At 33.8% G+C, this 11220-nt stretch carries 15 protein-coding genes; 6 read left to right on the forward strand and 9 right to left on the reverse strand.

Translation table 11 applies throughout. The features are described 5' to 3' along the window. Both MKX39_RS22225 and MKX39_RS22230 read right to left on the reverse strand, forming a co-directional pair. On the reverse strand, window positions 1-232 hold a 232-nt coding region (locus MKX39_RS22225; protein ID WP_340772042.1), incomplete at its 3' end, for a replication initiation protein. Between the two features lie 647 nt (window positions 233-879). Beyond that, on the reverse strand, window positions 880-1431 hold the full coding sequence (locus MKX39_RS22230; protein WP_340772044.1) for a hypothetical protein: 552 nt from the start codon (window positions 1429-1431) through the stop codon (window positions 880-882). 524 nt (window positions 1432-1955) lie between these two features. Between MKX39_RS22230 and MKX39_RS22235 the strand changes: the two genes are divergently transcribed. Together MKX39_RS22235 and MKX39_RS22240 are read left to right on the forward strand one after the other, a co-directional pair. Continuing rightward, window positions 1956-2510, forward strand: coding sequence for a hypothetical protein (locus MKX39_RS22235; protein ID WP_340772046.1), 555 nt, complete (start codon window positions 1956-1958; stop codon window positions 2508-2510). A gap of 45 nt (window positions 2511-2555) precedes the next feature. Continuing rightward, window positions 2556-3224 carry a hypothetical protein gene (locus MKX39_RS22240; protein WP_340772048.1) on the forward strand — a complete coding sequence of 223 codons (669 nt, stop codon included), beginning with the start codon at window positions 2556-2558 and terminating at the stop codon, window positions 3222-3224. 274 nt (window positions 3225-3498) lie between these two features. On the opposite strand, the gene MKX39_RS22245 is transcribed toward MKX39_RS22240, so the two are convergent. Beyond that, window positions 3499-3627: a hypothetical protein gene (locus MKX39_RS22245; RefSeq protein ID WP_340772050.1), complete on the reverse strand. Its 129-nt coding sequence runs from the start codon at window positions 3625-3627 to the stop codon at window positions 3499-3501. A gap of 319 nt (window positions 3628-3946) precedes the next feature. Here MKX39_RS22245 and MKX39_RS22250 point away from each other — a divergent pair, with 319 nt between their 5' ends. Then, a complete protein-coding gene (locus MKX39_RS22250; protein ID WP_340772052.1) occupies window positions 3947-4549 on the forward strand; it encodes a recombinase family protein in 603 nt (200 codons plus the stop codon). Further along, complete coding sequence (locus tag MKX39_RS22255; protein WP_340772054.1) at window positions 4530-4802, forward strand: hypothetical protein; 273 nt, start codon at window positions 4530-4532, stop codon at window positions 4800-4802. Before MKX39_RS22250 ends, MKX39_RS22255 begins: the two co-directional genes overlap by 20 nt. Window positions 4803-5012: 210 nt before the next feature. On the opposite strand, the gene MKX39_RS22260 is transcribed toward MKX39_RS22255, so the two are convergent. Then, window positions 5013-5513, reverse strand: a complete 501-nt coding sequence (locus MKX39_RS22260) for a hypothetical protein (protein WP_340772056.1) — start codon at window positions 5511-5513, stop codon at window positions 5013-5015. A 74-nt stretch (window positions 5514-5587) separates the two neighbouring features. Here MKX39_RS22260 and MKX39_RS22265 point away from each other — a divergent pair, with 74 nt between their 5' ends. After that, on the forward strand, window positions 5588-6070 hold the full coding sequence (locus MKX39_RS22265; RefSeq protein ID WP_340772058.1) for a hypothetical protein: 483 nt from the start codon (window positions 5588-5590) through the stop codon (window positions 6068-6070). Between the two features lie 404 nt (window positions 6071-6474). Here the strand turns inward: MKX39_RS22265 and MKX39_RS22270 are convergent, their stop codons facing one another. Together MKX39_RS22270 and MKX39_RS22275 are read right to left on the reverse strand one after the other, a co-directional pair. Further along, window positions 6475-7506 (reverse strand): integrase, encoded by a 1032-nt coding sequence (locus tag MKX39_RS22270; protein WP_340772060.1) that lies wholly within the window; start codon window positions 7504-7506, stop codon window positions 6475-6477. 350 nt (window positions 7507-7856) lie between these two features. After that, window positions 7857-8063 (reverse strand): hypothetical protein, encoded by a 207-nt coding sequence (locus tag MKX39_RS22275; RefSeq protein WP_169361532.1) that lies wholly within the window; start codon window positions 8061-8063, stop codon window positions 7857-7859. A gap of 452 nt (window positions 8064-8515) precedes the next feature. Between MKX39_RS22275 and MKX39_RS22280 the strand changes: the two genes are divergently transcribed. Continuing rightward, window positions 8516-8671, forward strand: coding sequence for a MerR family transcriptional regulator (locus tag MKX39_RS22280; RefSeq protein ID WP_340772069.1), 156 nt, complete (start codon window positions 8516-8518; stop codon window positions 8669-8671). Window positions 8672-9075: 404 nt separating this feature from the next. Here MKX39_RS22280 and MKX39_RS22285 read toward each other — a convergent pair whose 3' ends face one another. The 3 genes from MKX39_RS22285 to MKX39_RS22295 form a co-directional block, all read right to left on the reverse strand. Beyond that, complete coding sequence (locus MKX39_RS22285) at window positions 9076-9474, reverse strand: hypothetical protein (RefSeq protein WP_340772071.1); 399 nt, start codon at window positions 9472-9474, stop codon at window positions 9076-9078. Between the two features lie 45 nt (window positions 9475-9519). Continuing rightward, window positions 9520-9705: a hypothetical protein gene (locus MKX39_RS22290; RefSeq protein ID WP_340772074.1), complete on the reverse strand. Its 186-nt coding sequence runs from the start codon at window positions 9703-9705 to the stop codon at window positions 9520-9522. A gap of 589 nt (window positions 9706-10294) precedes the next feature. Continuing rightward, a partial coding sequence (locus MKX39_RS22295; RefSeq protein WP_340772076.1) for a replication initiation protein occupies window positions 10295-11220 on the reverse strand: 926 nt, incomplete at its 5' end.

The raw sequence follows: 11220 nt of genomic DNA on the forward strand, positions 1-11220 counted from the left end.
TCATTAAGTTTTCTGCAATTTCCTTCATTTGTGTATACTTCACACTACCTTTTAATCCCAACATTTCACTAAAGTTTTTAACAGATATTCGATAGTCTTTAAAATCCTCATCAGACGGTTGGATCATACTGACCATCGTAAGCACTATCTTTTGTTCACGAGCTGTCAAAGGATTCTTATGACGTGCTTCAATTAAATTATTGCCTTGAGTGACTAAATAATTATCCTCCAACGAAAAATCTCCTCCCTTAATGATAACAGTATTTTAGAAAAAGTTACTTAATTACAATAATATACTTAATAAAAAGCAGGGTCAATATGAAAGATAACATTAAAATTTAAAAAGTTACCTTTAAGACCAAAACTGTTATCTTTAAGACCAAAACTGTTACCTTTAAAAGACCAAAACTGTTACCTTTAAGACCAAAACTGTTACCTTTAAGACCAAAACTGTTATCTTTCGTACTTGTGACGCTATACATACCAAGGGTTTGTGGTGCCCCTAAATCACTTAAAACAAAGAACTTAAACATTAATTACTTAAAACAACAACAACAAAGATATGTTGGTGTTGGTCAAAATTCTGCAAGAAATAATTTCTCTTTTTCTATCAAAATCCAAATAAAACGAAACCATGAAAATAAAATCATTTATAGATATATAAAAAGACAAATCTATAAACAGACTTGTCCAACTCTTCGAATAGAACAAATATATCCCTAAAAAGGCACAGGTCGCTCGTATATCAATCTTAAAGGTAAAAATAGGTATATCTATCAATCTATTTTTAAGACGTCTTCTAGGGGTGTTTAAAACGTTTTTGCGAAAATAAATACATCTTTAAACAAAAATAGGGAACTTCCAATAATTCTACATCAATCACCGTTTTTTAAAAAAACGAGCAAAAAAACCTAGACTTTCCTCTTCTTTTTTACGACTTTCCATAGTTTCCTTTAGACTCAACAATAATTCACGATCGTGTTCTTCCAGTTGTACTCGTCTTGGCAAGGATTCCTTGATGTAACTTTTCAATTCCAATTGTCCTTGTACCAATTCCTCTATTATTTCTCGCATAGCATTCATTTCTTTATTTTGTTTGATTAATGATTCTTGAAACGACTCAAGTGTTGTAGGAAGAACAATTAACTCTTTATTTTCAATTCGTGTAACTTCACCACCAAATTTTTCTAAAAGTAACATTTCCATTTCTTTAGGATCTGTACGATGAATCCCTTTTTTTCTTTGATCTTTAGTGACTTCATCTATAAATTCAATACGTTCAACTTGCTGCTTATTGTACATACGCTGATTATTGTTATCTGGATCTTTTAAAACAGGCTCAGTCCCGAGCCATCCCCGCTCTTCCCATTTATGCAGTTGAAATGATTTAATTTCTAATTCTTTTGTAATTTTGTTAATTGGAAATCTCATTACTTTCCCTCCAAAAACAGCCTAAATTAAGCTTTATTTTAGCCCTATTTTAACCTTAATTTATCTTTAATTTAGGCTAACTTAGCCCTGTAAGTCAAACTTTCTTTATCTTTTTGTACCGCTCTCATTCAATCTTGTGGATAAAGACTGTGCTGAAGGTTAGTAAAAGAAAAAACATAAAACAAATTTTGCATATGGACTTGTTATATCTGCATTAGGTTCTGGAATGTTCAAAAAGCTACGGGTGTGTGATCATACACCCCCAAAAAGAGGTTTTTGTCTTGGTAGGAGATTCCTATAACCTTTACAAATATTACTGTTTATTTTGAAAAAATAAACAGTAATATTTGTTGTTGCTTTGCTCGATTGTAAATTTTAAAAAAGCTCTGCTAAAGAAAAAGTAATAGACTGAACGGGTATGAAGTTAAGTAGAGTCGCCTAATTTTAAAAATTTATATAATTCAGAAAATAATTGACATTTCTTGATATTTAATTTAGCATTTTTTAAAAAAGGAGGAAAAAAGATGAAGAAAATCTATATTTTGGTTGTATCAATAGTTATGTTTTTATCAATCTCGTTTTTACCTCAGTCCCATGCAAATGCAAGTGAAATTGGTATTACCCCAAGCGTTGTAACACATTCTGAAGAGGTAACCTATGAGGAACTTGAACCATCTATCCAAAAAGAATTAGGTGAACCAACAGAGGATAATCAAATTTACACAATTGTGAATTTTTACGTTAATAATGAAAATCAAACAAGAGCAATAGATGCACCGGTAGGAACTTTCGTTTCTACTATTAAAACTGATGATGATAATAATAGAAAGAAAACTTTGAATTGGACTGCAAGTTCAGCTTATCACGGCTTTGATTTTCTGAATTTTAGTCTTAATACGGGAGCAAGTACTTACACTTGGACTAGTCAAGGCCAAGGGAAATTCTCGGTTTCAGGAAGTAAAACATGGACCTATAAAGAAGGAGGAATATATAAAGTGAGTATATCGAGTCAAGCATATTTTTATGGGGCTAGTGCTGCAACACTCTCCAGTATTCCTTCGATAATAATTGTACTTTAGGTGCATAAAAGATATTAATTATGATTTTTGTAAAGAGGTAGATAAATGATATCCAAAAAATATAAGCCTTTATTGTTAAATGATTTAATCGAACTATTTATACAACAGAAATATAATTGCGATGAAAACAAACATTATTGTATAAACTACTTTATCGACAAAGACTTTATAAATGATGTTGATATTAATTATTTCAATGAGATTTTTGAGGAAGTCCATTTAACAAAACAAGAAGATGAAAACTTTTCATTAGAGTTATTTAACTTAAAAAAATCAGTCTTAGATCAATTTGATTATTGTTACCAAAACAATCTTTTGGATGATCCGTATACTCATATTATAAATTTTGTTAGCTACCAAGAATTACTAGTAAAAAGAAGTCCAACATTCGGACTTGCTCAGGAGAAAAAACTTGTCTTTGAAAGTTGCGAGATGAAGATCCCTGATTTGTACATTTCACAATTAATAATTAAATATTCTCTTTTCAGGAATAAATATGGCACACCAGCTATTTCTATATTTACTCCTTTTATAAAATGGACGGAGAATATAGAGAAACATATTATTTCTTATTTCGGTTCCTATTTTCAGGATATAAGATTATATGTTGTTGAAGTGAATAATGAAAAATATATTACAGTCATTAAACTTTACGAATTAAAGGAAGCGTTATGTGATTCATCTGTAGAAAATATATTTTACTTAATTCAATAGTACAAATAGCTTCCCATTATTGATCTCAAAGATGAAAGTGCATTGAATCGATTGTTAAGAGTAAAAAAAGAGTTTGGAAATTCCAAGCTCTTTTTTCTATAGAAAAACAACCATTGACTTTAATATCCTTGAAAAATGAAAAATTAATCTGGAAAATAACTAGTACCTATTACTTGTTTTAAATTTAAATTTATAATAAAGAGTTCAAATTTTAGGAGACTTTTTGTACTTATCGATCAATATCTGTAATACTTCATCAATTTCCAACTCACCATCAATATGCTGCTGAAACCTGATCCTCAGGTGCTACGGTTTTAGCTCCTAGGCTGTTAATTGACTCTGCCAAAACTGATATCTCCGCTCGTTTTTCTCTGGTTGTATTTGCGATGCAATATTCGTTCATATTCAACCTCCTCATAATCATTTTCTTTCTTGATCCTACTGTCTTGAAAACAATTTTTTGTATAAATAACTTACATATATTTACATCATAACTTTAAAACCGGTTGCACTCTAAGGGAGTGAAGGTCCTATTGAGACAAATACTGCCCTTTTATTGAGACATCGAAATATCCATGTCTCATAACACAATTTATGTTGTACATTTTAAGTAACCTCAAAATAGACAATAAATAAATCAGCTATAGAGCTAACTTTAATGTAAATTTTATGTTGTATAATAAATAGAAGATGAAATCATGCTTTTGAGGAGTGATTAGACAATGATAATTGGTTACGCACGTGTAAGTACAAAAGAACAAAACTTAGATAGACAAATAAAAGACTTAGAGGATTATGGTTGTGAAAAGATTTTTTTAGAAAAACAGTCCGGAAAAAATTTTAATCGACCAATTTATCAAGATATGCGAAGTATGTTAAGGTTCGGTGATGTATTAGTAGTTCATGATCTAAGTCGTTTTGGTCGGAATAAGGACGAAATAAGGAATGAATGGAAAGCAATAATTGATGAAGAAATTGATATTGTCGTTCTTAATATGCCAATTCTTGATACTCGAAAATATAAAGAGTTACCAGGTGTAGGGCAATTGGTTTCAGATTTAGTTTTAACCTTGCTGTCGTGGATGGTAGAAGAAGAAAGGCAGCGAATCACACAAGCTCAACGGGAAGGCATTGCCATCGCTAAAACCAAAGGGAAATTTAAAGGTCGTCCAATGAAATACCATGAAAACGCTAAAGACCCAAAAGACCGCCTTATATATAATGAAATAATTAGAATGTTAGATAACAATAAATCTGTACAAGATATCAGCAATGAAACGGGTGTCACTCGAATGACAATATACAATGTCAGGAATAGAAGATGATTTTTTCTTCTATGATACCCATATGTCTATCAATTCACCGCTAGGCTTTATGAAATCCAAATTAAAAACTGCTTTAAAATTGCACATAAATGGCGAAAAAGTTAGCTTTAACGAATTAGAATTATCAGGTGGTCGAAAAGAAATGGTTCCTGAGTGGTTCGGGAAAAAAGATGATTCCAAAGAAGAAATTGAAGAACCGAATATCGAAGAGGAACGACAAAAACTATTGAGAGAACTAGGAGTAGGAAAATGAAAATTAGTAGAATGATGAAGCTTCATCATTCTACTAATTTTCAAGTCATGAAATGACACGGAAATATTTTAATTAGAATGCACAAATCCCCACCAGAATTTATAGGTGGGGATTATTACTTTAACTATATCAAATTAGAAGAAATGATTCATAGAATAGCTTTATTCATTTTACTGGATCTATCTAGCTAAGATAGAGAAATAGTTTTTATTAATCTGAGTAAGACTTAAAAATAGTTAATTCTGCATTGCTGCTAACTGTATAAAAATCAACATTTCCAATAGGAGCTACTGCTGCACCACTTAATTTAAATCTATACTCTCCTTTAACCATATAGGGTAACTCTATTGTATCCGATCCCGTTGATCCCAGAACCCCTGCACCTGACAAAGTATAGGTTTTCCATAAAACATCATTTTGATAGACTTTTAATATACCTGAAAATACCCAAGGTTCAAGAGTGTCGGGTTTTACTCTCCAAGTAATCATTCTACCAGATGCACCCCAATCTAAACCTGAATAACCACCACTACCTGGGAAAGTTGTGAGGGGTTTGATTATATTTTCATCATCCTCAGTTGGTGTTTTGTCGAAGTCAACTGAGACATCCTCAGAAGCATCGTAAACAATTCCATTTGCTTCAGATTTCACTACGAATAAAGAAGAAATTAAAATAAAAACTAACAAAAAAGAAGTTAAAAGTTTTTTCAATATAAATCCTCCATTTCTAATGTATAATTAGTACTCCGATAAATTTACCACAATAAGGAAGGGATATATATCAAATGTGTGAAGATAAAACCATAATTGCACCTATCGAGCTGAATTTTCTGTTATTTGTAAATAAAATCTACAATAAGACTTGGTATTCTAATATTAATTGTGAAAACTTTTATGATCATTTTGAAGATAGACTTGAGTTGTTGTGGAATAAAAGAGTTGATTCTTTAATTACTGACAGAACTTATGTGCTAAATGATAGTTTAATTAAAGAGGATATCAATGAATTAATTAATAATGAAAAAGCTGCTGAAACAGTGGTTAAAGAATTTACAAATTTATGGGGTAGTTTACCTCCTCATGGATATGGGAGTCTTATAGAGAGGATTTGCGGGGGATTAAGGATTGAACAGATTAAACAGATAGTCGGAACTGACACTATTAATATTATGATTACATTTGATTCTATTCCATCTAAGTATAAAAGAGAGAATCCCAAATATAAATTGAAGATCCTTCCCTACATGGATTTTTTAAAATATGTTTAAACTTTTTTATATTAGTTTTGGGGATTAGTATTCTTGTAATATTACGCATACCTAAAACCGATGTAAATCCTTATTTAGTGATTTTCCAAATAGATATTTATTCATAGGACGGATTAGGTGAACTCTCAAACCCGGCAAGTCAACGATGTATATTGGATGCATAAAGGCTAAATAGTTGAAAAAGGAAAAAAGTTAGGGGCGGCAAGGGTTGAAGGGAGGGTGACAACTTGTTTTATTCATTTACACCACTCCATGAACTCCACTGGCTGCCCTTTACAACAAGCCTTTCGTGCCAAGTGCCACATGCAGAAAAAACAGTGGCACGAACCAAGATAGGTTAACATGCCCCTGCTCATTGTAAAGGGATCGCTTCGCTTAGCCGGTTTCGTCCATTCCGTTATTCTTCACACGCCCTTTAGATATACTTCCGCCAAATCTATACGACCTTCTCCATGCCCTAAATATTCCTGCACCTTATCCATGACTTGTACGACTTCCCTGTATAACGGTCGTTCCTCTTTCGTGATTGTATGGTCTTTGCGATAACCAACTTCCCGATTCTCTAACATGCGTTGAATCACTTCACGACCTGCGGTTTCAATTCCTCTTTGCTTCAACTCGCTTTTTAGCATTTCTCTGGCATATGTATGCCTAAAAGAATGAGAACCTTTTACTCCTGCACGATTATAAGCTGATTTAAGCGTGTTATAACGCACAGGAGATAAATAAGCGTCCTTTTCCTTCCCCTGAATCAATTCACGCACTCTCGCTTCAAATTCGGGCCTACAAGGCGATATACGACCTCTTCCTGCCTTTGTAACACCTTGTGCTGTATTTAAGGCTAGCTTATCTTCTGAAGCCCTCCAGAAGAGCTTACCGTCCTTTTCAACGATATGGGCCACTCTTGAATTAGCAACTTCCCGCAAACGAAGTCCAAAAGCTTGTTGGAGATCCGCACCAACTTTCGCATTGGTAGAAAGCTTTTCTCGAAAACCCTTTATTTCTTCTACAGAATAAGAACGATCCTGTGGTTTTTCACGAGTAGCTGTATCTATCAACCTAGTTTTCGGGATCCACTCTCGCCCCTCAAACCCCTTATCCACTGAAATATTGTGCATTCCTTTCTGCAGCAACCTTAAATTCGTTTCTATGTTGATTAAGTGACCATTTGAAACTCCTTTTTCTTGCATATGAGAAATATAATCTCGGTAATCCGAACGCTTTAACTGGTACAGATCTTTTACTCCCCGCTCTTTTATCCATTCCGCAAAATTCTGCCCAACGGAAAGCGTGTGCTTCACTTGTGTGATGGAGTGAATACCTGTTTCAGTTCCATTTTGTCGCAACTCTTTTTTGGACTTTCCGATATAGTTAATTCGTTTAATTGCTTGTTCTACTTGATATTTCAGTCGATTACCACCCCGATTATTTGCCATTTAAACACCTCCTACATGTTTTTTAAAATAAATGCAATAAAACTAAAACTCTTCTAAACCGCTAATTTGACGGTTAACGCCATAAGGTGACGCATTTCACCTTCGGTTCAAAGGCATCACCATATGGCGTACCTCGTTCTGCTCATGTGTGTATTGAAGCCTAAAGCCAGCGAACATTGTTCGCTTCTAATCGTGACCCATGAAAGTCACAGTGTTGCTACTTTGTAGCAAGAAACCGCTTCGCGATTTCGTTTCGTCCCAGCTGCACTGGTCTGGATCAATCAGCTTCGCCGATTGATCATTTCGCATCTTTCAGATACGAGCTATCAACCAAAGTCGATAGCCATTCTTCATCCCCACGTTCCGTCCGTAAAATACCGGAACCATTCTCCATTTCGGAAATACACCTTCAGACATTTGTTTCGAATATCTCGTTCGATTTTTACGATTTCCTCTTTTTGATATTTTGTCTTTTCCTCGTTACCGATCACGCTCAAATGTTTTGCATGAACCCTTTCGAATAATTTCGTTTCAACCTCGTTTAGTTTGATTGTCATTAATTACCTCTCCCTTTTCCGATGTACTTGAAGTACTCCTGTTTTATAGTTTTTAAATGCTATACACTTCTACACTCTTTTATCACGTTTAGTTATTATTTTCGCCAGATACGAACAAGGACGGACTCCCCTTACTTATAACAATAACTATTTTCTGAGACATTTTACCTCTAACAACGATTGATTTGAAGGAACCATAGATTCATTATTCTTTCTCCCAAAGAACACAAAAAGGCCTTTGGGCAGATTGGTAGCATAGTAAGTCATGCTTTTAACACAATCAGTCCAAAGACCTGTATTATTCATCACCGTCAGATCCCGCTTGGGTTCGACATAAAAAAGTAAAATAAATTTAGTATGTTATTAGTTTACCATTTGAAATCTTTTCTTTCAATCTATCTTTAAAGGCTTTTTCAAGATTCATAGCGAATATTTTCTAAGAGGTGAACTATATGCAAAACAATACAAAAACCTATTCGAGCAAAGAGGTCGCAAAGCGGCTTTCGATACAACCAGTCACCATCCGAAAATACTCACAATTGCTGGAAGAACAAGGATACCTTTTCGCCAAAGCTGAAAATGGTTGGCGTCAATATAGCTTGGAATAAATTTTCTTTTGATATTTTAATTAACCCATGCAGAAAGTTCCTTAAATTCCTTCTTCTTTGCTCCAGTCAGATATTTACCGTTGATACTGCTATGTTCCTCAAATGGAAAAGAACCTCGCCATGTGGTGAGGTTCTTTTCCAATGAAAGATTAATACTTAGACGGCATTCCCCATCTAAGACAAAATTGAATTTTGTTTTTATATGTTATGTAGCAAAAGCTAAAAGATACTTGATATTAAAGATATTCCCTTATTTTTTTTATATTAAACAAAAAAACCTCGCCATTCCGCGAGGTTTTTTAAAACTATGAATGAAATTTGTTTACCTTAACGGCATTCCCCGTCAAGACTAATTTGAATATCTTCATTTTTGCATGTAGAACTTAAACAGTCAAGCCTTAACTTTAAATTGACTTATTAATAATATTATTGAATTTGGTTAGTAGATCGGGTAATTGACCGGCGACATTCTTCCGAACACTTAGACCAATGATGTTTTGTAAACGTCTATAATGCACAAATTTCATCTGACCAAAGTTCACATAACAAGTCTCTACTGTTTGACCACCTCTTGCCGGTAAACCTAAGTTGGTTACCTCCATGGTGTTTTCTTTATCAGGTTGACGTGTTTTTGTTAAAGGCGCTACTAAAAAATTGCTACCTTTTCTTGTTAGTAGAATACCATAATGACCATCGGAAATTTCTCCGGCATAACCTTGGCCGTGATTTACCCAAACTACATCACCCTTTTGTAAGTTCTGCGGATAATTATCAGGTAAAACGGATTTTATTTGTCTTCTCAATTGACGTACTTTTTGAATAGATTCTTCATCAGTTTTACTTGTTAGTTATTTCACTGTTGCTCTCGAATGGGTTTCTATTTGATGTTTTCGATTAGTTGCAGTTTTTTCTAAGTACCAATCAATTAGTTCCATTGCATAATCTTCGTCAAAATCAAGTAATTGACTGTATAGAGCTTTTGTTTTGTCCCTTACTTTTTCTTTCTTTGCAGCATTATCTCGTAAATTCCCCAAATCTCTCTTTCTCCTTTGTAAAAAATATATATTTCTAAATTGTACCATTCCTGCAAAATTGCAGACGTTATGTACAAGAATGGACATTACTAATTATCCGAAGGCAACCACATATACACCGCTTTTTAGAGTGGTGTATAAATGGGCACTCTCTCTTTGAGAGTCAGATAGTTATCGTCAAAAATGTCCGATAGTATTGGTTTCTTTTTTTCGGAAACCAATACCTAAAACGGAATCGCTGAAAATTTTAATTTGAGTTCTCTCCCCGTGACAGACATTTTTGTCCGTCAACCATTAACGACTAATCAACCTTTTCATTAACAGAGCCTTTACATCGAGCAAAGCGACAACAAATATTGCTGCTTATTTTGAAAAAATAACAGCTATTATATTTGTAAAGGTTGTAGGAGTCTCCTACCAAGATAAAACCTCGTTTTTGGGGTGTGTGGTCACATACCCGTAGCTTGCCCCTCCTTCTTCTTTAAACCACATAGTAAGAACGAAATATGAAGATTAGAAAGAAAGGATACAAGGAGTTTTTTGCTATCGCGACAAACCGTTTTTCAGCGACTAATCAAATTCATTCAAGTCATTTATGACCCTTCATTTCCGCTAATTCTTTCAGTAATGCTTCCCGTTCTTCTGCAATATTGACATTGCCTTTTTCCTCTTTTAGTTCATTAACTTCACTACTTTTTTTAAACCAATCAGGAATAATTTCTTCCCTTCCAGTTTTTCTTTCCTTGGTTGGTTGAAGGTCAGAGAACGTTGGTTTTTCTCCACTTTCATAAGCTTCCCACGCTAATTGAATTTGCGACTTAATAAATCCAAGTGGATTTTGTACCGACTTTTCTACATTTACATATTCAATAATCATGGCTAATTCATTCTCAGCTTTTTCGCCCCATATGAATGATGCCCCTTGATACATTTGAGAAAAATAATTTTGAGTGAATTGATAAAGGTTTTTGTCCGCTAAACCATTTAAACGGATATATACATCTTCATTTACAATTGATTTTTGGGGTTGCTCGGGTTTCTTTTTGGGTTCAGTTAACTTAATTTCTTTTTCTGGAGTATGTCTGATTGTAAATTCAATTCGTTCAACGCTGCGTCCCTTCTTTATTTCATTGAAATTAATATAAAGGTCTGTTTTTTCATTCACTTCTGTAATGGCTGTTACCAAAACACGCGCTTTTAAATTAGCGTATCTTGGATATACCCCTTCACCTATCCCAAATTTACCTCTTAAATCCTCAATAGAGCATTCCCATCTACTAAGATGTTGCCACTTTTTCATAAGTTCATATAGTCTGATCGAGTAAGTACTATTAAGATTTAAAATATTGCTCAATCGATATGATGTAAACTGGTTTTTCAGTTGAAGCATATAAGGCTTTAATTTTGGTGAGAAAGACAAGTCAATAACGCCTTCCCCTTCTTTATATTCAGCACTAGAGATCCAGTTCGCTAATATCCAACCACCATTTTCCTTAGGAATTTCAATTGTTTTAG

This window comes from Psychrobacillus sp. FSL K6-1464 (assembly GCF_038003145.1).
Classification (GTDB): Bacteria; Bacillota; Bacilli; order Bacillales_A; family Planococcaceae; genus Psychrobacillus; species Psychrobacillus psychrotolerans.

What these genes read in the sequence shown, in the direction of transcription:
- MKX39_RS22230 (WP_340772044.1), bottom strand. Translation starts at nt 1,431, where the DNA reads ATGAGATTTCCAATTAACAAAATTACAAAAGAATTAGAAATTAAATCA.
- MKX39_RS22235 (WP_340772046.1), top strand. Translation starts at nt 1,956, where the DNA reads ATGAAGAAAATCTATATTTTGGTTGTATCAATAGTTATGTTTTTATCA.
- MKX39_RS22240 (WP_340772048.1), top strand. Translation starts at nt 2,556, where the DNA reads ATGATATCCAAAAAATATAAGCCTTTATTGTTAAATGATTTAATCGAA.
- MKX39_RS22245 (WP_340772050.1), bottom strand. Translation starts at nt 3,627, where the DNA reads ATGAACGAATATTGCATCGCAAATACAACCAGAGAAAAACGAGCGGAG.
- MKX39_RS22250 (WP_340772052.1), top strand. Translation starts at nt 3,947, where the DNA reads ATGATAATTGGTTACGCACGTGTAAGTACAAAAGAACAAAACTTAGAT.
- MKX39_RS22255 (WP_340772054.1), top strand. Translation starts at nt 4,530, where the DNA reads ATGTCAGGAATAGAAGATGATTTTTTCTTCTATGATACCCATATGTCT.
- MKX39_RS22265 (WP_340772058.1), top strand. Translation starts at nt 5,588, where the DNA reads ATGTGTGAAGATAAAACCATAATTGCACCTATCGAGCTGAATTTTCTG.
- MKX39_RS22270 (WP_340772060.1), bottom strand. Translation starts at nt 7,506, where the DNA reads ATGGCAAATAATCGGGGTGGTAATCGACTGAAATATCAAGTAGAACAA.
- MKX39_RS22275 (WP_169361532.1), bottom strand. Translation starts at nt 8,063, where the DNA reads ATGACAATCAAACTAAACGAGGTTGAAACGAAATTATTCGAAAGGGTT.
- MKX39_RS22280 (WP_340772069.1), top strand. Translation starts at nt 8,516, where the DNA reads ATGCAAAACAATACAAAAACCTATTCGAGCAAAGAGGTCGCAAAGCGG.